At 64.6% G+C, this 22,211-nt stretch carries 20 protein-coding genes and 1 pseudogene; 5 read left to right on the top strand and 16 right to left on the bottom strand.

What is annotated here, in order from left to right; translation table 11 throughout:
• Positions 1-89: 89 nt before the first annotated feature.
• The 3 genes and pseudogenes from IED13_RS16965 to IED13_RS16955 all read right to left on the bottom strand — a co-directional run.
• Positions 90-806, bottom strand: a pseudogene (locus IED13_RS16965) (ArdC family protein); the annotation flags it as partial.
• Positions 807-1,174: 368 nt separating this feature from the next.
• A complete protein-coding gene (locus IED13_RS16960; RefSeq protein ID WP_191124834.1) occupies positions 1,175-1,762 on the bottom strand; it encodes a hypothetical protein in 588 nt (195 codons plus the stop codon).
• Positions 1,763-2,354: 592 nt separating this feature from the next.
• The gene (locus IED13_RS16955) at positions 2,355-2,540 is read right to left on the bottom strand and encodes a hypothetical protein (RefSeq protein ID WP_089172857.1); all 186 of its coding nucleotides are present in this window, start codon (positions 2,538-2,540) and stop codon (positions 2,355-2,357) included.
• Positions 2,541-2,727: 187 nt separating this feature from the next.
• Between IED13_RS16955 and IED13_RS16950 the strand changes: the two genes are divergently transcribed.
• Together IED13_RS16950 and IED13_RS16945 are read left to right on the top strand one after the other, a co-directional pair.
• A complete protein-coding gene (locus tag IED13_RS16950) occupies positions 2,728-2,967 on the top strand; it encodes a type II toxin-antitoxin system VapB family antitoxin (protein ID WP_089172856.1) in 240 nt (79 codons plus the stop codon).
• On the top strand, positions 2,967-3,401 hold the full coding sequence (locus IED13_RS16945; protein WP_089172855.1) for a type II toxin-antitoxin system VapC family toxin: 435 nt from the start codon (positions 2,967-2,969) through the stop codon (positions 3,399-3,401). Before IED13_RS16950 ends, IED13_RS16945 begins: the two co-directional genes overlap by 1 nt.
• 77 nt (positions 3,402-3,478) lie before the next feature.
• Here the strand turns inward: IED13_RS16945 and IED13_RS16940 are convergent, their stop codons facing one another.
• The 4 genes from IED13_RS16940 to IED13_RS16925 form a co-directional block, all read right to left on the bottom strand.
• Complete coding sequence (locus tag IED13_RS16940; RefSeq protein ID WP_089172854.1) at positions 3,479-3,802, bottom strand: hypothetical protein; 324 nt, start codon at positions 3,800-3,802, stop codon at positions 3,479-3,481.
• Complete coding sequence (locus IED13_RS16935; RefSeq protein ID WP_089172853.1) at positions 3,799-4,683, bottom strand: DUF7007 domain-containing protein; 885 nt, start codon at positions 4,681-4,683, stop codon at positions 3,799-3,801. Before IED13_RS16935 ends, IED13_RS16940 begins: the two co-directional genes overlap by 4 nt.
• Entirely contained in the window at positions 4,680-5,153 is a 474-nt protein-coding gene (locus IED13_RS16930; protein WP_191124833.1) for a hypothetical protein, read from the bottom strand. The genes IED13_RS16935 and IED13_RS16930 overlap by 4 nt, the downstream gene beginning before the upstream one ends.
• A gap of 90 nt (positions 5,154-5,243) precedes the next feature.
• The gene (locus tag IED13_RS16925) at positions 5,244-6,911 is read right to left on the bottom strand and encodes a ParB N-terminal domain-containing protein (RefSeq protein ID WP_089172852.1); all 1,668 of its coding nucleotides are present in this window, start codon (positions 6,909-6,911) and stop codon (positions 5,244-5,246) included.
• Between the two features lie 294 nt (positions 6,912-7,205).
• Between IED13_RS16925 and IED13_RS16920 the strand changes: the two genes are divergently transcribed.
• Complete coding sequence (locus tag IED13_RS16920; RefSeq protein WP_089172851.1) at positions 7,206-7,511, top strand: type II toxin-antitoxin system MqsR family toxin; 306 nt, start codon at positions 7,206-7,208, stop codon at positions 7,509-7,511.
• A gap of 2 nt (positions 7,512-7,513) precedes the next feature.
• Positions 7,514-7,945 (top strand): type II toxin-antitoxin system MqsA family antitoxin, encoded by a 432-nt coding sequence (locus tag IED13_RS16915; protein WP_089172850.1) that lies wholly within the window; start codon positions 7,514-7,516, stop codon positions 7,943-7,945.
• Here IED13_RS16915 and IED13_RS16910 read toward each other — a convergent pair.
• The 8 genes from IED13_RS16910 to IED13_RS16875 form a co-directional block, all read right to left on the bottom strand.
• On the bottom strand, positions 7,942-13,047 hold the full coding sequence (locus tag IED13_RS16910) for a DEAD/DEAH box helicase family protein (protein ID WP_191124832.1): 5,106 nt from the start codon (positions 13,045-13,047) through the stop codon (positions 7,942-7,944). The two genes, IED13_RS16915 and IED13_RS16910, sit on opposite strands and share 4 nt — an antisense overlap.
• Before the next feature lie 107 nt (positions 13,048-13,154).
• Entirely contained in the window at positions 13,155-13,553 is a 399-nt protein-coding gene (locus tag IED13_RS16905; RefSeq protein ID WP_089172849.1) for a DUF3085 domain-containing protein, read from the bottom strand.
• Positions 13,554-13,565: 12 nt separating this feature from the next.
• Complete coding sequence (locus IED13_RS16900) at positions 13,566-14,168, bottom strand: DUF1419 domain-containing protein (RefSeq protein ID WP_089172848.1); 603 nt, start codon at positions 14,166-14,168, stop codon at positions 13,566-13,568.
• 65 nt (positions 14,169-14,233) lie between these two features.
• A complete protein-coding gene (locus IED13_RS16895) occupies positions 14,234-15,277 on the bottom strand; it encodes a DUF3991 and toprim domain-containing protein (protein ID WP_248312630.1) in 1,044 nt (347 codons plus the stop codon).
• Between the two features lie 546 nt (positions 15,278-15,823).
• Positions 15,824-19,822: a PIN domain-containing protein gene (locus IED13_RS16890; protein WP_089172847.1), complete on the bottom strand. Its 3,999-nt coding sequence runs from the start codon at positions 19,820-19,822 to the stop codon at positions 15,824-15,826.
• A 9-nt stretch (positions 19,823-19,831) separates the two neighbouring features.
• Entirely contained in the window at positions 19,832-20,551 is a 720-nt protein-coding gene (locus IED13_RS16885; RefSeq protein ID WP_191124831.1) for a hypothetical protein, read from the bottom strand.
• A gap of 93 nt (positions 20,552-20,644) precedes the next feature.
• Positions 20,645-21,166: a helix-turn-helix domain-containing protein gene (locus tag IED13_RS16880; protein WP_089172845.1), complete on the bottom strand. Its 522-nt coding sequence runs from the start codon at positions 21,164-21,166 to the stop codon at positions 20,645-20,647.
• Between the two features lie 251 nt (positions 21,167-21,417).
• Complete coding sequence (locus tag IED13_RS16875; protein ID WP_089172844.1) at positions 21,418-21,705, bottom strand: hypothetical protein; 288 nt, start codon at positions 21,703-21,705, stop codon at positions 21,418-21,420.
• On the opposite strand from IED13_RS16875, the gene IED13_RS16870 reads away from it, so the two are divergent.
• The gene (locus IED13_RS16870; protein ID WP_157732861.1) at positions 21,698-21,901 is read left to right on the top strand and encodes a hypothetical protein; all 204 of its coding nucleotides are present in this window, start codon (positions 21,698-21,700) and stop codon (positions 21,899-21,901) included. The genes IED13_RS16875 and IED13_RS16870 overlap by 8 nt on opposite strands.
• Positions 21,902-21,918: 17 nt before the next feature.
• On the opposite strand, the gene IED13_RS16865 is transcribed toward IED13_RS16870, so the two are convergent.
• A complete protein-coding gene (locus IED13_RS16865) occupies positions 21,919-22,092 on the bottom strand; it encodes a MucR family transcriptional regulator (protein ID WP_089172843.1) in 174 nt (57 codons plus the stop codon).
• Positions 22,093-22,211: the final 119 nt, after the last annotated feature.

Genomic DNA, 22,211 nt, shown 5'->3' with positions numbered 1-22,211 from the left:
TTGACTCGGACGTCTGAAGAGCCTCATCGGAACCGCCGATGATGCCTCCCCATGCCTGATTCTGAGACAGGATCACAGTGTCAGGATAACGCGATCAGCTCCTCGCGGGCACGTTCGCTCTTGTCCTTGGCGTAGCGCGTCAGATCGCGGTTCAGGCGCTGGGGCGTCCCTGTCCAGTGCGTCGCTTCGTGGCTGAGTGTCGCGACATAAGACTCCACGTCGCGGAACGTCGCGAATGGCGGCATCTGGATGAAATCGCCAGCAGGCGAGAAGAAGGCCCTGTCGCCGCCGTGCCGGATCACCGCGCCTGTGTTGGCGAAGAAGCCATCAGCATGTTCGATGTGCGCGACCGGATCCAGGACCGGCTCTGACCGGGCATAGTATCGATCGGGCAGACGATCGATCTGTGCGACATTGAAGACTGTGTACGCCTTCAGGAACGGGATCTCGCGATCGAACTCCTCGCCGCCGGAGCCGAGCTCCGTCTTGGTGAAGCGGCTCGCGAAGACGACGGTGGTCCCGGTCTCGTCCTTGCGGACGGCCCCGCCGAGCTCGATCGCCTGCTTGAAGGTCATCCAGGTTGGCGAGGTGAAGCCGCGCGCCATCGCCTCGGACCAGAGCAACAGGACGTTCATGCCAGCGTATGGCAGGCCATTGTGCCGCAATGGGCGCGTCACCCGGCCGATGGCATTTCCAGCCCGCCAGGGCTGCATCCAGGGCCGCACGCCCTTTTCCAGGTCCGTGACGATCTTCTCGGTGATCCGGGTGTAGATGTCCGCCCGTTCGCCTGCATTCTTCCTTTTCATGGTCCTGATCTCCGATTTGGAGGTCGCGCCGCTCGCGACCCCGTCACGGCGGTCCGCAAGGCCGGGGCGTCAGGACGGCGCGCACCCGAGCCGAGCCCATGGCAAAGCCAATGGGGTGGCGAACGGCCGGAACGCATGTGGAGGACGGCGCAGCCGTTGCGCGGCTCCTCGCCCCGGCAGGACCGCAGCCGGGACGGGACGCGGCGAGCGCTTTCCCCCTCGCTTTTCGTTCGTTGCCCTGGTCGGCGCGTAAGCCCCCTAACCGAGCTGCGGCAGAGCCATCGGACCAAAGCGAAGCGCAAGCCCGTCGAGACGATCGAGACGGACGACGCGAGAAAGGGCGGAGCCGGAGCTCCGCCCCGTGCGGCTTATCCGAAAGCAGCCATCTGGAGATCGGCCGCCTTGCGGTCGACGGTGGCGCCGATGTTGTCCATCGGCCGCTCGAAGGGCTTCCAGTTCTCGCCGACGACCTGCTCGTAGGCTCGGACGGCGCCCTCGGCCGCCATGAGCAACGCATGAGCCTGAAGCCCCATGTCGGCTGCGAATTCGCGGCGGCGCTGGGCCTGGCCATCGAAGCCGACCGGGCCATTGAGGTCCTCGTCGCGGGCGTCACAGGCCGATTTGGCCGTAGCATCTCGCGCCTCGGTGACGGCGCGGGAGTAGAACTGGCCAGCGCCATGGGCCGAGCCGACATAGGCCCCAACGATGCGCTGGAGGTGGATCTGCATCGCCCGCTCGCCGAGCCCCTCGTGGAGACTGTCGGCGGTCTCGACGAGCATGCGCTCGTGCAGGTCACGGATACCGTCGCTGTCGAGAACGGTAAGCCCGAAGCTCTCAGAGATGCGCATGGCCTGTGTCGTATCCGGGCAGGCGAGGCGGACCATTTCGAGGGTGGTGCCCTTGCGCAGCTGCACGACGCGGGCGGGTTGACGGTGAGATTGAGCGGTCGTGGCCATGTCGTCATCCTTTCTTCGATTGCTCCCGGGGAGTCTGGCCGGCGCTTGCCGGCATCCCCTCGGGTGCGGTCGACAGGAACCGGCGCAAGCCGGGCGCTTCACAGGTCCGGCCTTTGCCAGGCGAGCGGGCCGGGGACGCGGAGGAGCAGGGCTTTCAGCCCTCGCGAAGGAGGCGCCCCCCGGCTTGCGAGATCGGCGGAGGCCGGCCGCCACGCGGCGCGGCACGCGGCCTTGAAACGCACGGCCGACGGTTCAGACCGCAACAAACCCGAGGCGATGCCAGCGAGCGCGGTTCAGCCGGGAACACTGCCGGAGGAAGGCGCCGTGGCCTCCGCTCCCCTCGAATGAGCCTCCCGCTCCGCAAATGCTGGCGCGGCGTGACTATGGCCGGCGGCCTGGGTTAGTGCCAGGCGCGCAACCGGATTCTCGGGCGTTGCCGATCGACCGAGGCCGTGGCCGAAATGACGGGCGTGCCGGGACTTCGCGCCGGTCGATCAGGACGGAGAGGGAAACGAAGCGATCCACCTGCCTTCGCCGGCGCCGTGCGGTCCAGCATGTAGCTCGCAGCTCCCAGCCATCTCCCCCGCGCGATTCAGAGCTGTCGGCCTGGTTGAGCACTCGGCGCGTCCGCGCCAATCTCGCTCGCCAGGAGCTCAACGATGCCGTCAGGCGGAAGCCCGAAGGATTCAATGTCCTCCCGCACATGCTCGTCGTGGACCCCAAGCAGGCTCCAGACCGAGACGTCGAGACCATGGGCGAGCGTGGTCAAGGTCTTCAAAGTGGGATTGCCTCGGCCGTAGCGAAGCAGGAGCAGCGTGCTGCGCGATAGCCGCGAGGCTCTTATGAGCGCTGCCTGGGTGCCGGGGAGCGCGTGACCTCGCCCCTGTCGTGAACGATCCCCAACACGGAAACTTGCCGGGATATGAAAACGAGCATATCCTTATATCCCCAAAAGGATATGATCCATGCCCCTTTATATCAAGGATCCGGAGGTCGATAAGCTGACCGCGGAACTGGTCGGCCTTACCAGAACCTCCAAGGTGGAGGCGGTGAAAGCCGCCCTCAAGCACGAAATCGCCCATCGAAAAGGCAGTCTGCCTATGCGGGATCGGCTTGCCAAGTCCCTCGCCATGGCGCGGGCGGCAGGTCCGTTCGCGCCCGGCGATCACAAGCGCGAAACCGATGAGATGTGGGGCGAAGACTGATGCTGTTCGTCGACGCGTCGGTGATCGTCGCCATCCTCGCGCAGGAGAGCGACGCCGGTGATCTTATGGACAGGCTCGGGGAGCATGACGGACCGTTCTACGTGTCGGCTGTCGTGCGGATGGAAGCGGCGCTGTCCCTGACGCGGCGCATGGCCGAGGCCAAAGGCCGCGACAAGCCCGCGACGCCTGACATGTTGGCGCAGGCCCGGCAGCTTGTCGATCAGTTCATCGCCGATATCGAGGCAAAGGAGGCCATGATCTCCGGCGACGTCGGCACGAAGGCCCTCGATGCGGCCCAGCGGTTCGGCAAGATCGTCAATCATCCCGCGAGGCTGAACATGGGCGATTGCTTCTCCTACGCCTGTGCAAAGGCCTACCGGATCAAGGTAGCCTATAAGGGCGACGACTTCGCCGAAACCGATCTGGGCTGGTAAGGGCAGCACCGCGCCGGATGCATCATGCACGCTATGACAGCATGATCCGGCTTCGCCGTCGCAAGCGCGCCGATACGTCATGGAGATGGCGAAATTCCGCGGCGGTCTCGCAGCGCGGCGATCGCCCGGTCCTGCCGCACGAGCTTGCGCGAGAGCGCATCGATCTCGGGCTGCCGCTCCGCGGTCAGCGCGGCGAGATTCGAGCGGTAGCGCTCGAGGAAGGCGCGCGGATCAGGCGGCTTGCCGCGCCGGTAGCTGGTTCGGCGCGGCTGGAGTGTCGGGATCAGCGCCGTCATGCGACGCGTGATCTGGCGCTGGATGATGTCGAGTTGGCGCTGCGTCTGTCGGCGAGCCGCTTCCATCCGGCAGAGCTGCACGCGGCGATCCGGGGAAGGGTTCATGAGGCCCTCCCCTGCCAGCCAACGAAGTCCGATGGCCCGCCATAGACCTGGTGGCGGTCCGGATCGATCACGAAGCCGAAGCGGCCGACCTCATATTCGCCGGCGGGGACCAGAAAGCGTCGTTTCTCCGTACCAGGCGCGCGCTTGCGGCCCAGCGTCGCGACGCATTCGATCATACCCTTCTGCCGGCTCGAGGTGATCGCCGATACCACGATCCAGTCCGTGGCATGCTCGCGCTCGAAAGCGCGCCGGTCCTTCTCTACGGACTCGCCCGGTTGCAGAACGGTCGCGAAGATCGCCTCCCAGGCGTCAGGCCAGCTGTCTTGCAGGGTCTTTTCGGCGCAGCGACGCTCGAAGCCTGTGAAGAGTTCTGGAAAGGTGATCGCGACGATCGCCCAGGCTTCATCCTCCTCATAATAGCCGCTGGGCACCCGCAGCATCGGGTGGACCTTGCGGTTGCGTTCGGCCGAGAGATGGAAGCCGCCATGTCCTGCCGTGGAATGACATATGACGCCCACGGCATATTCGGTCGCGCCCTGCGATGTGCCCCAGGGCGTGGGGGCGCGGGAATGAGCCTCGCGGCGCCCGAGCGCCTTGCGCTCGCGCTGGTGCTCGGCGTTCTCCGCGACCCTGGCGCGAAACGCCGCCTCATCGGAGAGCGCCCCGTCATGGCCGAAGAAGTCCGACCGACGCCATTCGACAAGCGGCCGGCTGATCCGCCAGCCCGATGCGAGATAATGCCTTTGGTTGGGCCCTGGCAGCATCGCAAAGGCGTTGTCGCCGACGCGTGCAACCGGGAAGCCCTCGCTGGATCGGCCGAATTCGACCGGAGGGAAAGCCTCAGTGCCGGCTGCCGCGTTCTCCGAGGGAGGCGCGCTCATGCTGCCCTCCCCTCGACGACATCAGTGCCCTCCTCATCGGCCGTAACCTCTTCAAGAACAGCGCGGGAATATCCGTGGCGCGAGAGCCATTCCTCGGCCGCGGCGCGACGCGCGGCGAGGTGCACGAGTTCGGCCCCTGTGCCGGCATGGCTGAACACACGCACTGACCCGATCGCCGGACGCTCGAGGATCGTGAATTGCAGCTGCGATTCCAGCGAGAAGGAGCGATGGACCCGGATGGCGATGACGCCGCCGGCCCCGAGATCCTCCTTGTGCAAGGTGAAGCTCGCCGAGAGCGTGACGTTGCCGACGCTTCGCGTGCCCTGCTTCTGGATCAGGCGTCCCTGGCTGTTGTTGCCCTGCCAGGCGGAGAGCTTCTTGCGATGGTGGTCCGGGGGCCGTGGGGTTCCGTCCGACCAGGCGACGATCGAGCCGAGGGGGGCGTTATCGAAGATAGTGTGCGCTGACATGGAAGACCTCGTGAGCGTGGTGTGAAAACGAACCCGCCGCCGGCATGGCCGGCGGCGGGACGTCGTTCGGAAGAGGGTGGCGAGGCGCTGCTACTCGGCGGCGTCGAGGAATTCGCCGGGCTCCTGATCGGCCGGGTCCTCGGCGACCGTTGCAGCGGCGGCGTCGACGTCCTCGTCGTCATTGGCGGCGACGGTGTTGGACGAGAGCCATTTCGCGATCTCGGCAGCATCCGGCGCGAACAACGCGGCCGGATGGACGAAGCGCTCCGTCGCGAAATGCTCGACGAGCGCCGCACGCGTTTCCCTGACGCGCGCACGCGGCAGGACAGGGGTCTCCTTGCAGGAGCGTTCCAGCGCCGCTCGCGACAGGCAGTCGAGGAAGTCCTCCGTGCCCATATTGGGCAGGAAGCCATCCGCGCCGATGGCGACGCCGGCGATGCGCGCGACGATACCGCTGTCGCTACGGTTCACGCGGGCGGACAACGCATCGATCAGGGCGGCGCGCGCCGCCGAGCGAAGCGTGACCATGTCCTGCGCGAGCGTGCCGTCGTCGGCGACGAGCCTGACGGCATGGCGTTCCATGCGGGCGAAGCCGTAGACATCGTCACCGGCGCCCGATGCGACCGTGATGTTGCGCCCAGCCAGCGCCAGCACCAGCAACGCCATCAGCGTGTCGTCCTCGATCGTGCCGCGCTCCAGCGCATCGTGGAGCGCATCCGTCCGAAAATCGCCGATCATCGCGATTCCGCGCCGTGTGACGTCGGGCCGAGGCCTCGCCATGACGACGTCGTCTTCGCCGGCATCGTCGACCTTCCGGCTCGGCTTCTGCGGCTCGGGCATCCGGAAATGCACCGTCTGGACCTTGCCCTCGCGATCGAGATACATGGCGGCCCGATCGGTCTTGCCGGGCTTGCCGTGAACGCGCTCGGCCTTCGGCGGCAGCGTGGCCTCGCCCCAGCTGTTGGTCTCCGCGATGACGCCGCGCCTCGGCAGATGCAGCGTCATCCATTCCTGCTGAGCCCCCAGAAACGCCTCGACATTGTTCGTGTAGCGGCTGTCCTGGTCCGCCGGCGCGAACAGGTCCTCGACCCATTCGATGCCATAGGCCTGAGCGAGATCGTCGCCGAAGCTGGCGTCGCGCGCATACATGCGCTTCTTAGTGAGCCCATTTGCGATCCTGTACCAGGACACCTCCGGATCGCCCTTCTTCGGCTTGTTGGCCTTCCAGATCGCCGACTGCTCATCGAGCGACGCCGCCGCGATGACACGCAACTGTTGCTCGTTCGGCATGTTGCCCTTCGCGATGCAGTCGAGCATGGCAGGCAGGATATTCGCGAGCAGGCGCAACTTGCGGACCTGCCGGACCGGCAGCGCGAGTGCGACGGCGATCGCCTCCTCGGTCCAGCCGAGGGCAACGAGGCGTTCGATCCCGCGCCATTGGTCGACGGCGTTGAGCGGTTCCCTGGCGATGTTGTCCACCAGGGACCGCATCACGCCATTATCGTTCGAGGGCTCGGCCACGAGGACCTCGATCTCCTCGATACCGGCGATGATGGCTTGCTGAACCCGGCGATGGCCGGCATCGATGATATAGCCATTACCGCCACCCGTTTCCGGAAAAATGACCGGCGGCTGGATGATGCCGACCGCCTTGATGGTCGCAAGCAGCAGTGCGTCGGCCTGGGACGTGGCCTTGGTCTGGCGCGTGCGGTCGGGATTGTCCTTCAGCGCGCGCGGATCGACTTTGGTGAGATGCATCACGGTGCTCCGTCAGAGGTTGCGGACGCGGCCCTTCGCCGGTCCTTTTCCGTCTTCTTCCCGAAGACACCCCCCGGCCTGCGGAGCGGCGGGATCGGCACAACTGCGGCGGAGCATCCCTGGCCGGATGACCGAGCGGGGCTCAAAGCCCTGCGAGGATGACGGGCTGGGATCGCGACCGCGGCACTTGAGCGTCAGCGCTGCCGGGCCTGCCGATCCGCGAGGTAACTCTTCTTTCCTCCTCCTCCTCCTCTCGCTTCTTGATTTGCCACCTTAATGGTGGCATACAGAGGCATGGAGAAGCGCCGTCCGACCTATGATCTCGAAGCGATCAAGGCTGCCTTCGGATCGGTCGACCAGCTCGCGATGACATCGTCGGCCTTGCGCGATGCGACGGCGCTGGGCTTCGACCGAGCCGGCGTGGTCGAGACGATCAGCGGGATCGAACGACCGATGTTCTACAAGTCCATGACGACCTTCGCCGATCACCGCATCTGGCAGGACGTCTATCATGTGCGGGCGCGGGGCCTGATGCTCTACGTCAAGTTCCAGGCCGACATCATCACCGAGTTCACGGTAATGTCGTTCAAGGAGAAATGACCATGGCGCTATCGAAGCAGAAGCTGCCCGAGACGATGGTCTCTCCGGAAACCGGGGAGACGCTGCGCCGCGATGTGCGTCCCTTCATCGTCAGCTACAAGGGCAAGAGCATCACCGTCGAGCTGCCGGGCTATTACCCGGAAAACGGCGACGAGGGCGTCCATGTCGGCGATGACATGGCCGTCACCGACATGGCCCTGCGCAATCTCAAGGAAGAGGTCGAAGGCATCCCGTCGCCGACCACTATCAAGCGGGTCCGCGAGAAACTGCGACTGTCGCAGCGCGAGGCCGGGGGCCTGCTGAAGGTCGGGGAGAACGCCTTCGACAAATATGAGCGTGGCCTGGTCGAGCCGAGCGGTCCGACCAGCCAGCTGCTTCGGCTCCTCGACCAGCACCCGGAGCTGGTCGAAGAACTGCGCGGGACGGCCGCCTAGGCGGCGATGGCACTGCCCTCTCCGCCCCTCTCGATGTCGAGGGCAAGCGCCCGCTCGATCTCCGCGAGCTGCCGCCGCTTGTCGGCGAGCTCATCGGCGAAGGCGAACTCGCCCTCGCCGCGCGCCTGATACGAGACAAGCCGCCTGCGTGCGTCGGCAAGGCGCTCGCAATAGCGCTCCCTCTCGGCCTCGAACTCATCGAGCGCATGTTCGAGGCGTGCGATGGCGCCGAGCGGCGTCACCGTCATGGGCAGGTTGATCTCCTGTTCGGAATTCGTCCGCAGCAACATCGTCCTGAAGTGATAGCCGTCGCGACTGAGGCGCTCGCCGGAAAAGGCGAGATCGAAGCCGCCAATCGACGCGATGATCGCCTCGCCCTCGTGCTGAAGCTGCACGAGCGTCAGGATCTCCTTCATCAACGCCCTGCCCGCCTCTTTGCGTTCGGCGAACTGTTTGTCGGTGACGCTCATCGCGAAGGCCTCGGCGGTGGTCGGGACAATGCGCTCGATGTCTTCGCCGATCTCGGCGATGCGACGGACCGAGACGTCGATGTCGCGCTCGGCGTCACGGATTTGCCGGCGCACCGCATGCTGGTCGTCGATATGGGCGGCCCGCAGGCGGTCCAATCGGGCGAGGTCGGCTTCAAGTCCAGCCTTCTGCATCAGCCGCTGGTCACCGGAGGCAATCGCCTTGGCCATGGCGAACTGGTTGGCCTGGCCCTCGCCGAGATCCTCGAGCCGGCGGATCGAGGTGTCGCCCGAGAGCGCGGCGGCGATGAAGCGTGCCTTGCGTTCGTTGTTCTGCCACATCGTCGCGTCGAGCGAGCCCTCGGTCGCATAGGCGTAGATATCGACTTCATCGTGCTGATTGCCCTGGCGGACGATCCGGCCTTCTCGCTGCTCGATTTGCGAGGGGAGCCAGGGCACGTCGAGATGGTGCAGCGCCTTCAGCCTGAGCTGCGCGTTGACGCCGGTGCCCATCGTCTCGGATGAACCGATGACAATGCGAACGCGGCCGGAGCGGATGTCGCCGAAGAGCCGCTGCTTCGTCTCGGATTTCCGGTAGTCCTGCATGAAGGCGATTTCGGCCGTCGGCACGCCGCGGCGAACGAGCTCATCCCGGACCCAGCGATAGGCGGAAAAGCCCCTGGTCTTCTCGACGCTGATCGTGCCGAGATCCGAGAAGATCATCTGCGCGGCGCCCGGTAGCTCATAGGGCTTGCCGTCCGGTTGCACATAGGTCTGCTCTCGCGTCTGCCGCCAGATCCGGAAGACGGTATCGATCATCCGGTTGAGCTTGTTGTCGGGCTCGTTGTCATTGTCGGCATCGACCAGGCGCAGATCGATCGCGGCATGGCGACCATCGGTGATGACCGAGAGCAGAATGTCGTCGCCGGGCTCCGGCGGCCGGTCGCGTTCCTCGATCGCCTTGATGCGGGCGTCGAGCTGGAGCTGATAGCGCTTGAATGCGCCGGTCGGCTTGGCGGTGACAATCTGGCGCCGACCGGTCGATATCGCCGGCACCTTCACGTACTGACGAAGATCCTCTGGCATCACGACGTCGGCGAAGGAGCGGAACATCGCGATCAGCTCGGGCACGTTGACGAAGCTGGCGAAGCGCGAGACCGGCTTGTATTTGCCGGAGGGCTGCAATTCGAGCTCGGTCGTGGTGTCGCCGAAGGTCGAGGCCCAGGCATCGAACTCATGCAGGCCACGCTGCTGCAGCGCCGCATGGTCCATCAGCCGCTGCACCGAGAACATCTCGCCGAGCGTGTTCGTGATCGGAGTGCCCGAGGCGAGCACCAGCGCACGGCCCGGATTCTTCGTCTCGATGAAGCGCGACTTCACATAGAGATCCCAGGCGCGCTGCGAGCCGTTGGGATCGACACCCTTCAGCGTCGACATATTGGTCGCGAAGGAGAGCTTCCTGAACTCCTGGGCTTCGTCGACGATGATCTGATCGACGCCAATCTCCGCAATGGTCAGGAGATCGTCCTTCCGCGTCACCAGCGCTTCCAGCCGCTCCTTCAGCCCTTCTTTGAGGCGCTCAAGCCGCTTGCGCGAGACGCGGTCATCGCTTTCCACCTTGGTGAGCAGTGTCTCGAACAGTTCGAGCTCATCCTGGATCATCTGCTGCTCAAAGGCCCAGGGCACACCGATGAAGCGGAACGCCGAATGCGTGATGATGATCGCGTCCCAGGTCGCGGTCGCGGCGCGCGATAGGAACCGGGCGCGCTTGTCCTTGGTGAAGTTCGTCTCGTCGGCGACGAGAATGCGTGCGGACGGATAGAGCGCCAGGAACTCGCGCGCCGCCTGCGCCAGGCAGTGACCGGGAACGACGAGCATCGCCTTGGCGATCAGGCCGAGGCGGCGTTGCTCCATGACGGCGGCGGCCATCGTCATGGTCTTGCCGGCGCCGACGGCGTGGGCGAGATAGGTCGAGCCCGCCGCGATGATCCGCCAGACACCGCGCTTCTGGTGCCCATAAAGAACGAAGGCGCCAGAGGCGCCAGGTAGTTTCAGATGGGAGCCATCGAATTTTCGCGGCGCGATGTTGTTGAAGCGGTCGTTGTAGACCCGCGCCAGGCGATCGGTGCGATCGGGATCGGACCAGACCCAGGTCTGGAACGCGGTCTTGATCTTGGAGAGCCTCTCCTTCGCCGCTTCCGTGTCGACGACGTTGAGCACGCGGCGCTCGCTGTGGCCGTCCTTCACCGTGTCGAAGATCTGCGGCACGCGGCTGTTCAGCGCATCCGCGAGCAATTCGCCGGCATGGCGCCGATCCGTGCCCCATTCCGAGGTGCCCGTCGCCATCCAGCCAAGCTGACGTGCCTCCACGGTCCACGACGCCAGTTCGGGCATATGGTGGATGCGGATCTCCGCGCCCATCGTCTCCTTGACGAAGGCGACGACGTCGGCCGCCGGAATCCAGGGCGCGCCGAGCCGGGCGGTGATTTCGGAGGGGCCGAGATCGCTCGGCTGGACGTCGAGCAGCGCGCGGACATTGCGCTCGAAGGGCGGATCGAGCGCCGCGGCGGCTTCGGCCGCCTTCAGCTTGTCGCGGACCGGACCAGAGAGATAGGCATCCGCCGTCTGCCAGGCCCCATCGGTGGGGTTCTGGAAGATCGCATCGCCGAGTTCCGCGATCACGCCGGCGACGTCCTGATGCAGCAGCTCGGAGATATGCTCGAGATCGACGCGGCCGCGTTCGTTGAGCACGACAGCGAGCGCGTCGGCCGCCGAGGTGATGACGGGCGCCGCCGGCGGCGCGATCACGCGCTCCGAGAAGATCGGCCCGGGCTTCGCCGTGTCGGTATCGAGATCGTAGGTTTCGATCGAGGCAACGAGCCAGCAGTCGGGATCGTCGAGAAAGGGTTGCAGGTTTGGCCGGCGATGAATCTCGCGGAGCTCGCCGCTAACCTCGTCCTCCGTGACCGACACGGTCGTGTGATTGATCGGACCGAAGTCGCGGACGAAGCTCGACCAGGCGATCCGCAGACGCACCTGTGCGTCCTTCCAGGGCCGATCTTGCTCCTGACATTTGAGCACCTCGCGGACGGCATCCCGGATCGGGATCAGCTTGCGAATGATCCTGACGTGCTTTTCGGGGATACCCTCGGCACTACGGCCCTTGCGGATCTGCACCGCGACGGGCGTGCCATCGATGAGCTGCATGAGGCCGCGGGCGTTGTCGACGAAGAAGCTGCCTTCGCGGATATGTCGTCCGGCGGCCGAGCTGGCATCATCGCGATCGTCGGCATCCGCCAGATCGAAATCGATCTCGCTCGGCTCGCCGTCATAGAGGGCTTCCGGAAGGAACAGGATGGCTGCACCCAGCACTGCGGCGAGATCCTCGCCGGGGCGCGGAAGGCAGGTATAGGTCTCGCCAAAAGGCCCCGAAGTCAGCGCATGCGTGCCGAGCACGAATTCCGGATGCTGGGCGAACCAGCGATTGACGCGAATGGCGCCCCCGTCCTCGCTCGCCGGCTGCACCTCGTCGAGATCGAGCCAGGCGAGATCGCCATCCGCTTCCGCGGGCTTGCGCTTGCGGAAGAAGAGGATGTCGACGACGACGTCCGTGCCGGCGTCAGCTCGAAAGCTGCCTTCCGGCAGGCGGATCGCGGCGATCAGGTCCGCGGATTTCGCGATATGCTTCCGCGCCGTCGCGTCGGCTTTGTCCATCGTGCCAGAGCTCGTGACGAAGACGGCGAGGGCGCCTGGCTTCAGCAGGTCGACCGAGCGCGCCAGAAAATAGTCGTGCAGCCGCAAACCCAGCGAACGATAAGCGCGGTCCGAGCGCACCGTGCGATCGGAGAAGGGCGGATTGCCGATCGCGAGATCGAAGGCGGCCGGCAGTTCAGTGCGGGCGAAGTCGCCATCAATGATCCGGGCCCGCGGCTGGAGCAGGCGCGCGATCCTCACGGTCACCGGATCGAGCTCGACGCCGGTGATATGGGACAGGTCGCGCAAGGCTTCCGGCATCAGCGCCGGGAAAAGTCCCGTGCCGATGCCGGGCTCGAGCACGCGACCGCCGCGCCAGCCGAGACGCTGCAGCCCCGCCCAGATCGCCCGGATGATGAATTCGGGGGTGAAATGGGCGTATTGCGTACAGCGGGCGAGCGAGGCGTAGTCGATCTCACTAACCGCATCTTGCAGCTCGGCGCCGAGTTCCTCCCAACTCTTGCGGAAGGTGGTCTCGCCGGGCCGGCGAAAGACGCCGTTGGCGAGATCGGACGCGGCGAAGCCGGTGAAGCGGATCAGGCTCGCCTGTTCCTCTGCCGTCGCATGCCGATCCTCCGCCGCGATCTCGACAGCCAATCGGATCGCCGCGATGTTGTCGCGGGCACGCGCCTTCCAGCCCTCAGCCAGGGCGCGGTCGCCGGCGAGATAGAAATTGCTGCCGCGCAAGCGCTCCTCGGTCGAAACCGAAGGAGCAAGCGCCTGCCTCGCCCCAGCCGGCGCGGGTTTCGGCGGCTCGGGATCGTCGTCGTCATTGGACTCCACCGTGAAGTCGCCGGCGAACGCCGTAACGCCGAGACCAAGCCCCGACGACAGAGCCGTGTTGCCGAAGAGGTCGATGGTGAAAGGATCGTCCTGCGCCATGAGAGATTCTCCTGGGTTGAAGGCGCGCGTCATCGGCCAGCCGGGCGCTGCCCGGCCGGAGCGATGATCGCGAGTGAGTTCGAGGAGTGGGCCTGAGCGGCCGGCGGTCAGCGGCGGATCAGGGAGACCGAGAGGCTGGCGTCGGTCATCGTGATCGTTAGATGGGTCGCCGTGGGCGAGCCCGTGATCATTTTCATGAGCATCTCGGCATCGAGGAACTCGATGCCGTCATCCCCGCCGAAATGCTGGCGCTTGTAGTGCCAGCAGTCGGGATTGGTCTTGGGATCGCACTCTTGCGCGTAGACGACGAGCGCACGCTGGCCTTCAGCGAGCTTGCCGTTGGAGAGCGCGTACACGCCCTCGTCACCGACGAGCCAGAGACCGGGCTTCTCGCCCTCGCCTGGGCGGAGGCCGTAATAGGGATTGCGGAAGCCGCCATTATTGAAGGCGTCGATCCGTCCGCGCATGATGATGGCGCGGATCTCCGTGACGGTGAAGGTGAACATCGCCGCCACCCGTCATGCTGCTTGTCGCTCGGGAAGGTAGCGCAGATCGACCGGCAGCTTGGCCGATATTTCCGCATCGGAGAGCTCGTCGAGCAGCTTGAAGTCTCGGGCCTGCCAGGAGGCGCACATCATGACGATGCGCTGTCCGTGCTGGGCGCTCGGAAAGCGCCCATCGGCGTAGCCGCGATAGGCGTCATGGGTGCTCGACCAGATATGCTCCAGCCGCTCTTCCCGCGTCATGGCCCGGACCGGGCGGGATTCACGCTCGATGATCGCGTCGCGCATCAACGCCGGCGAGGCCTTCGCGGCGAGATCGCAGTAGCCGTGGAAGTAGCGGACCCGGCCGTCGATCGAGAGCGTGAAGAAGATGCTGGTGATCGACCCGGTCAGGAATTCGCGCATCGAGAACATGCCCCCGCGCATCCAGAGCGGGGGCAGTACCGCGAGCATGTAGTCGTGCTCGGCCTGGCCGATCTCGAACCACTCACCGCGATAGAGCGCGCTGTCATTGCCCTCGAAACGGTTCGGGCGCTGCGTGTGGCGGTCGAACATCCGGAACATCTGGCGCCGATCGGCGACGCCCTGGAATACCTTGCGGGCGGGAGAGAGGTTCATGGCGGGCTCCTTCAGCCTCGTCGGGCCGGAGCGCGGCTCCCCGTCACGGGATCACCATCCTCTCTTCAGCCCTTCATGACCCCTCCCCTGCAGCCGCCTCTCCGTCCGGGCGGGTCAAGGGCCGGCGCAGCCGGGCGAAGCGTCACCCTTGAGGCGGTCGGCGGGAATGCGGCAGCCCGGTCCCCTTCTCTCCTTCCTTTCTCCTCCTGGTCGCTCGCCGTCGCCGCTTGCAAGCCGGCGTTCCAGTCGACCTGCACCGGTCGCAGGCGCTCAAATCCGCAGCCGATCTCGCGGGCTATCACCATCAGCCGCTGGGCGTAGGTCTCGCCCTGGTGGTTGTTGTCGGTCGCGGCAATCAACAAGGCCCCGGTGCGCCCCGCCAGCATACGGATCGCGGCGGCGGTCGCCGGCGACCATCCTCCGCCGGTGCTGAGATAGAGACTGTCGGGTCTTGTGCCCTCACGTGCGGCGAGGCTCATGGCGTCGATCGCGGCCTCGGTCACACAGAGGCGCGCCGCCTCAGGCGAGCCAAACCGGAACAGCAACTTCGCGCCACCGGTCGAGAAACCGCGCCACTCCCGACCGCGCTCCTCCCAACCGATGACCGCGCCGGCCTCGTCGCCGTGCGCTGCCCACATGCTGCCATACGGGCCTTCACGCAGGACATCCTGGCGGATCGCAGCCCGGATGACGGCCTCCGGCAGGAAGCGATCGTCGCGCAGATAGCACCACATCATCGAGCCGGGCCACGGTCTGCGACGGCTCGACCATCGCTCGAAGATAGACCGTACCGGTCTGGAGTCGCGCGGCGGCCGGAGCCAAGCTGGATCTCTCGGAACGAAGCCAACCAGTGCAGCGACACGGTCGAGGCCTTCGACGAAGGATACGCCGTTGAGATGTTCGACCAGGCCGAACACATCGCCTTTCGCATCGGACCGAGGATCGAACCAGCCCCGCCCAGCATGGATCACGATGACGATCGCCTCTCCGCGGCGATACTTGATCGCCTTGCGGCTGCTTTCCGGCAGGTCGATCGTGAAGCCCGCCTGCTCGAGCACCGCGGCACACGGCACGCGGACCCGCAACTCCTCCAGCTCATTCCGTTCCATGATCCTGCCGGCACGCGCTCGCGTCCGCCTTTCCTTGCCTGTTTCCTATCTCCACACCTCGCGGAGCGGCTTCCGGACGCCGCGAAGAGCAAAGGCGGCAAGGGCGCGCTAGCGGCGTGAGCTTCCCTTGCCGCCGCAGCTCGCAAGCGGCACTCCCGGAAGGAGAAAGGCCGGCTCAACGAGCCGGCCGGATTTCAAGGGGGTCGAATTCAGCGGAAGGCGGGACGGAGAATGGCCCGTCCGTCCGGAAGAGCGTGACCGGAACGCCGAGAACCCAGGCGAGCTGGAACGCATGGTTCTAGGCAAGAGCCCGATTGCGCGACCTCATGAAGGTTCCATCCGGGAGCGCGCCTATTCCCGCTCGATGGCTCGGTCGTGTCTAGCACGCCTCCGTTCCAGCCAGCGACCACGCGGCATACACTGCGGCGCCACTTCTATGATGCGCATCCACGCTCAACGTCGCGTCAGGGATGGAAGCCGGCGCGGGCGGTGACCCGCAGGGGCTTCGGCTTTGCCTACAGCCCGGCCCGACGGGAGACGCCGGACTCATCTACGTCTTTTGCGGCGCCTGCGCACTCGCTCGCGTGGTGTCTTTGGCTCGCCCGCGACAGTCCGCGCTGAACGACGCTCGCGCAATTGCGTCGCCACGACTTCAATCTCCGCGCCAGCAGCTGTTACGGCGTCATCGGAGAGGCAGTGCCCAGCAATCCAGCCATCGAGAAATTGCCTTATGGAGGGGGCGCAGCCGCGCTTGATGAAGGCAAGCACCAACGCCCAGTCTTTGGACCGGAACCGAACCATTCGCTCGATCAGGATGCTCGTCGCGCGCTTGCAGGCTAGGTCGAACTCACCATGTTCAAGCCAGAGCTGGTTGAGGAACTCGACGCAGACATTGATATGCGATCTCAACTCGGCGTTGCGCGTGCCCATGAAATTGGCAAGCGCTGCAAAATTTCCGAGATCTCGCGCTTGATCCTCGCGGATCGCCGTAAGCATCACGTCCGCATTTAAAGCAAGATGGCCGTGACGACGCCAAGCTAGACCGACAACCAAGTCGACATAACGGCGATGATTCACGATTCCCAGGTCAAGGGCAAATGAGAACACCACTTGCAGCCAGGCCCCTTTGGTCGAGCAAGCGGCCTCGCCATACTGTCGGAAATACATGTCTTCCGAAACAAGCACATGCTTCGCGTCCGCGAGATTGGCGGCGTCGAGAGCATGGGGTCCGAAGGATTGGTAGATCACCGCGGCAAGCTCGGAAGGTTCGTCAGGGATGCTGACCGGACGAATTTCGCAAGCCGCCTCGATGCGGGACATCTGCTCTTCGATGTAGCTTCGCCGCGCCACAGTCTCTTCGGCAGTATGCTCCTGCCGGATGAACTCGCCATTGTGCCAGGCGACGGTCATAGACGGCTCGGCACGCACCTCCTGCTCGTCTCGCACCGTTCGCAATTCGTCGATGACGGATTGCGGCACGATGATCGTTCCGAAGACGGATCTGAGGACGTCGAAGGCGTCCATCGTAGCGGCCGTCCAGGCGGTGTAGGTATCGAGGACGGCGCCGGTATCTCGATACTGCTCGATAAGCTGACGTGCGGCGACGCGCTCGACCTCTGTCCCATCGCAAGTCCGAATATCGAAATCGAGCGAGCGTATGTATTCGACGAACCCGACCGTACCACGGCTCCGCTTTGAAACGACGAAGTTGATCGGGCAGTTGTGGACGAGATACAGATCGGCAACCTTGCGGTTGCTTTCAGAAACACGCCGCACCTGCTCCAAGGCGGGCTGAATGTCGCCATCTTCCATCGTGACTGTGTAGAAGCCTGCGGCGTTGGGGAACCGCTTCTCAAAGTTCTCCATCACATCGTGAAGGGCGTGCAGGTACTTGTGTTTGATCGCTGTGACGCGCCAGCGGCGGATTTCGCCAAAACCCGTCGGCATCTCGAATTCGTCGCCGACCTTTCGGTCCAAAGCTGCGGCCGCGGTCGGGTGTGAAGGTCCGAGGACATCTTCGGCCGGCCGGTCCTTGCCCGCCTCGATAAGGAAGGCATGAACCTCGTGGCGATCGTTCTCCAGCCGAACCCAGGTATCGATGCCTACGATCTCGGCGCCAGGAATGTATCCATCTTCCGGATCCATCATGATCAGGCCGAAATAGCGCAAGCAGGCATCAGGATCGTTTTTTGCGGATTGAAGCACGCTATAGGCGTAGCGAAGCGCCTCATCCCCGTTCCCGGCCTTACGCATCACCTGCGCCAGAAACATCTTCTGCCCCGGCGAGCCGGCGACATTGTCGAGGTCGATCCCGTCGATGATCGGCTTGATTTCGTCTCCCCGGTCGAGACGATACAAGACCGAAAACAAGGCGATGTAATCGTCGAGATCGGGCCGCTTCGCGACAGCCTTCCTCAGAACGGCTTCTGCTTCAGGCAAAGCCCCGCGATTGAAGTGCAGCAATCCTTCCGCATGGAGATAGAACGGGAGTGCCCGCACAGCATCAGAAAGCCGCTCGAAGAATGACAGAGCCCGCTTCCGGATCGGGCTGTCGTTGACGAGAGCCTGCGCAAGCATTCGCAGTTCGTCATTATCGTGATGCTCTTCGACATGCCCATCCAGGAGATCGGCAACGATCGACCAGTCGCCACGCCGAGCGGCGTGATGCGCAACCATCTGCCGATCCGCGGCATGACTATCGGCATCGATATGTGCCAAAGCGGCGTTGAAGGCCGCGCCAGCAACCGACTCCAAACCCTCCCGGCGGGCGAAATCCGCGACGATGATGCTCGCGCGCGCGTCGCCGGCAACATCGCGGGCGACAGCGGCAATCTGCTCGGCACGTTCGTTGCGGTCAGCCACGCCGACCTTGATCGCGGCAAGCCTGCCGGTCGCCGCCATGATCGCCGCCTCGGTCGGCGGAAATAGCTCGGCATCTTCCGCGCAGAGACGCACGATATCATTCCATTCCGCCCGTGCTGCGTGGAACTGGAAGCGCAGCAAAACGGAGTCGTGATTCCGCGGCATTCTTGCGATGAGCTCGGCCGTCATCGCTTGATCGCCGGCGTCGAATGCGAGGACGACCGCGCGGGTGATGAGCTCGACATCGTCAGAGGCGAGGGAAACGCCCTGACGGGCGATTTCGAGACCGGTGCGCAGATCGCCGAGCGCCCGCAACGCGACGAGCAAGTTGCCGCAAAGGGCTGCATCATCTGGTTGGATGCCGGCGTCCTTGAGCCGCGCGCGCTCCCACTGGGCCGTCAGCGCCGCCGCCGCCGCTTCGAGACGTGTCCGGTCCGCTGGGGACAGAAGCTGGGTCCTCCGAAAGCGTTCGCTCGAGGAGATCTCGTCGATATCGGCCTCCGCGGCGAAACGGATGGCATGCGGGTCGAGGGGGTGTGCGTGCACGGTCTTCCGCGCAATCGACCACCATTCGCCGGCTGGCCTGCGCCGCCGGACGAAGTCGACGTAGCCGATCTGGACGGCAACGAAGTTATGAAGCGGTTGGGGGATGATGCTGAGCGGATCGCTGATGGTGGGGTCGAAACGCGCCGCCTGCACCAGATAGCCGGCAAGCCACTCGTTACGAGGATCTGCCCCGAGCAGCGGCGTTCCGAATGCGAGGAGCTCACGCCATTTCCCCTGTAACAGGAGCCCGAAAGCCTTGTTCGCAATCGCCTTCGGTTCGTCAGGCGCATGCTCATAGGAAGCCAGCAGCATGGCCGCAGCCTCTTCCTCCTTGCCCAGAGAAAGCAGGCAATGGCCGATATTTGCTTTGATGCGAAACAGGATCCGTCCAGAGGCCGAAGCCTTCACGCGCTCGAGCAGCTTTTCGAGCAAGGGCAACGCAGTCAGCGTCTTCCCGTCGTTGTTGAGGTCACGGTAGCCGTCGATTTCGGCATCGACCTGAGCCTCCATCGCACTCAAGGCGACAGTCGCATCACCTGGTGGAACAGCAAGCCCCCGCTCGACGATCAACGCCTCAATTCGCGAAAATCCCGCGTGCAGCTCAGAGCGGGTGTCGACCTGCACGCTGGAAATTTTCCGAGTTTCGTCGAGAAGCTCCTCGCTGAACAACCCGTAGGTGGGATCGAAGGCCTTGCGGGCTGCGGCATCCTCGCTGATTTTTTCTTCCAGCGTGTTCCAGCCCCAGACGAACACGCGGAGCTTTTTGCCCTCCTTCGCCAGCGCCTGCGTGATCTCGCGCGCAAGCTCCTGCATCGCGACATCATCGGGCGCTGTGGTGGTCATGTAATATTCCCTGAGCGGCGGCTTGAAGGTCAGGGCCTTCCGAACCTCGTCGCGCACCTCTTGCTCGGTTAGGAAATGCCCCTCGCTCTTCAGCTTGCACTGAATACCGACATGCCACTCGGCATCGTCGTTGCGGATCCCGAAGAGATCGACGCCGTTCTGACGCTGGCCCCTGCGGCCATTGCGTTGCACCGACGGATCATCGAGTAGACCGCGCCACAGCGCGACAGATGCGCGCTCGAAGGCCTGTTCGTCGGCGGGTTTGGAGATTTGAGTTGCGGCGAGGAGCGACATTCGTAGGCGTCAGAACAGGAGTCCGGGGTCGTCGAGCGGTTGTGCCAACACCCTCGGCACGCGGCTGTGGTGCACGATCCAATCTTGCGTCTCTACGCTGATCCAGCCGGCGACCTGCAAGAGGGAGGCATAGTCCGCGGCGAGGTGGCGATCGAAGATCGGCTCATGATGCGCAATCCGGTTGCGGAAGGTGCGCAGGTAGTCGAGCGGCGCATGCGCGGCCTTGCGGCTCAGCCGCGCGCACGGGAACGCTCGAAAGACCCCGGCGCGCCAAATGGTCATGTCGTAGTTGGCCTTGCCGTAGCCTTGAAGACGACCGCCCGGCCCGAGCAGCGCGACCCAGAAGCCGAACGACAACGCCGCGACTATGTGAGGTGGATCATCGGGATAGCCGTCACGGCGGAGATCGGCGCGCGCTGCCGAAACCCTCGTGGTCGTCCCCAGATCAAGGCCGGCAGCCGGATTGTCATACCAGTCCGTGCCGTAGCGCGCCGAAAGCTCGCGATGCATGGCATTGCGGAGCGCGACCTCCAGCCCCTGCAGCGGGCCATAGAAGGCTGCGCTGACGGCCGTGTTCCAGGTATAGACGCGGACCGCCTTCTGGCGATCACCAGCAGCATGAGTGACATAGGTCGCCATGCGCTCCGGAGATAGCGATGTCTCCAGGGCATCGATGACGGCATCGCTGTACGAGAAGGCGTTCTTGACCACTGCCCCCCGGTCAACCATATTGTTCTCCGTAAGCCCTGGATCCGCCTCTGCCATTGGCATGCGCCCGGGGCTCAGCTGTTTCTACGGCGCTTTTCTCCCGTAAACTCTGTGTCACGCCGCAGCCTCCTTCGAGGCAACGGGGGATTTCGGCGACCTGTAGCCGCGCTTGGCAACGGCCTTGCGCGCCGCACGGGCGGTCTCCTCCGCCTCGCGAAAATCCGGCTCGAGCGCCTGCAGCTTCTTCACGAGACCGGTCAGATCGTAGGTGTTGCTGAGCTTGCCACCGTTGCTGGCGCGCCGCTCGATCCGCTGAACGAGCCCCTCACGCTCCAGCTCGGCGATGTAGCGCTGGATCTGGCGCTCGCTCAGGCTCAGGCGCTGTGACAGGGTCTCCTTGCTGGGAAACGGCTTGCGCTCCTTGTCCCACCAGAAGTCGCAGAGCTGCAGCAGCACCGCGAGTTGGGTCGGATTCAGGTTCAGCCGACGCTGGGCGCGCAACAGCAGAGACGGCACAACGCAGAAGCCTAGGTCCATCACCGCCTGGCCCCATTTTTCAGCCGAAGCTTTCTTTGATGCTTTCGCAGCCGGCGCGGAGCTCTCTTCGGCCGGCGGTTGTTCGGTTTCGGTAGTCATGCTAAATCTCCGGTTGGCTGTTGAACCAACAGATGCAGGCAGTTACGGCAATCCGCAACATCCAGCAAACGGACATACTTGACGCCTCCAAGTGGACATAGGTGACCGTAGGGGTTACGACAAGAGCGTCTCCTAAAGAAAAAAGAAAGATGCATCGTTCAATCCGGACTAAGGACGATGCGGATAAACGAGTAACGCCTTACACCCGGTCAGCGATGTCTAGTGGGAAGGGGTGTTTCGAAATGGCCCCGTTACCGGAAATCCCGTGTTCTCACCCTGATCTCATGGATATGACCATAGGGATCGACCACATTCCGCGCCTTCGGCATGCCGCGCGGATCAGCCGTCGGCGAGCCATGATGGGACTCGTCGCCGCGGCCGTGCGGCTGCGGGAAAGCCGAGCCCCGCGATCCAACGCTCGCGAACTTCGCCGAAAGGTCGAAGAGATGGCGCGCGATCACATGCACGACCTCCCCCTCGGCCTGGACGTAGCCGCGGATTTTGGCGACGCTGGTCTCGTCCTCGATGGTCATGAACATCACGCCCTTCGCCGACCCGGCCGTTGCTGCACCAGCACGAGGCCGGCGCGTCGACCTGACGCCGGTCCCGGTAAGCGACCGCCTCCATGCAGGTCAGGATGCGCCTGCGCGCGAACTCGTCGCGCAGGAAAGCGCGCCCGCAAGGGCTGCAAAGTCGCTCAACCGGATTTCGCTTTGGATCGACTTCGAGGTTTAAAAGGCGCTGGCTTGATTTCAGCCGTGGGCTTGCGCGGGCGATTTCGCCGCAGCAGGCCCCTGGCTCCTGGCGAGCTGGGAACGGGCCTTGGCATAGCTCGGGGCGACCATCGGATAATGAGCCGGCAAGTTCCATTTGTAGCGGTACTGGGCGGATGTTAATCCGTACCGCGTGCTAAGATACCTCTTCATCGACTAAAAGCGTTTGGCGGAAGGTCCGCAGGTTGTCATGCGTCGCACTCATGGCCAGGCGGCTGAAGTTCGAGACGGGCGGCTCGGCTGGTTCCTTTGACCTGGCTGCCGATCCCGAC

Source organism: Allobosea spartocytisi, from assembly GCF_014764685.1.
Classification (GTDB): domain Bacteria; phylum Pseudomonadota; class Alphaproteobacteria; order Rhizobiales; family Beijerinckiaceae; genus Allobosea; species Allobosea spartocytisi.
The sequence above is the reverse complement of the archived record's forward strand: the minus strand, read 5'-3'. Positions and strand labels throughout refer to the sequence as shown.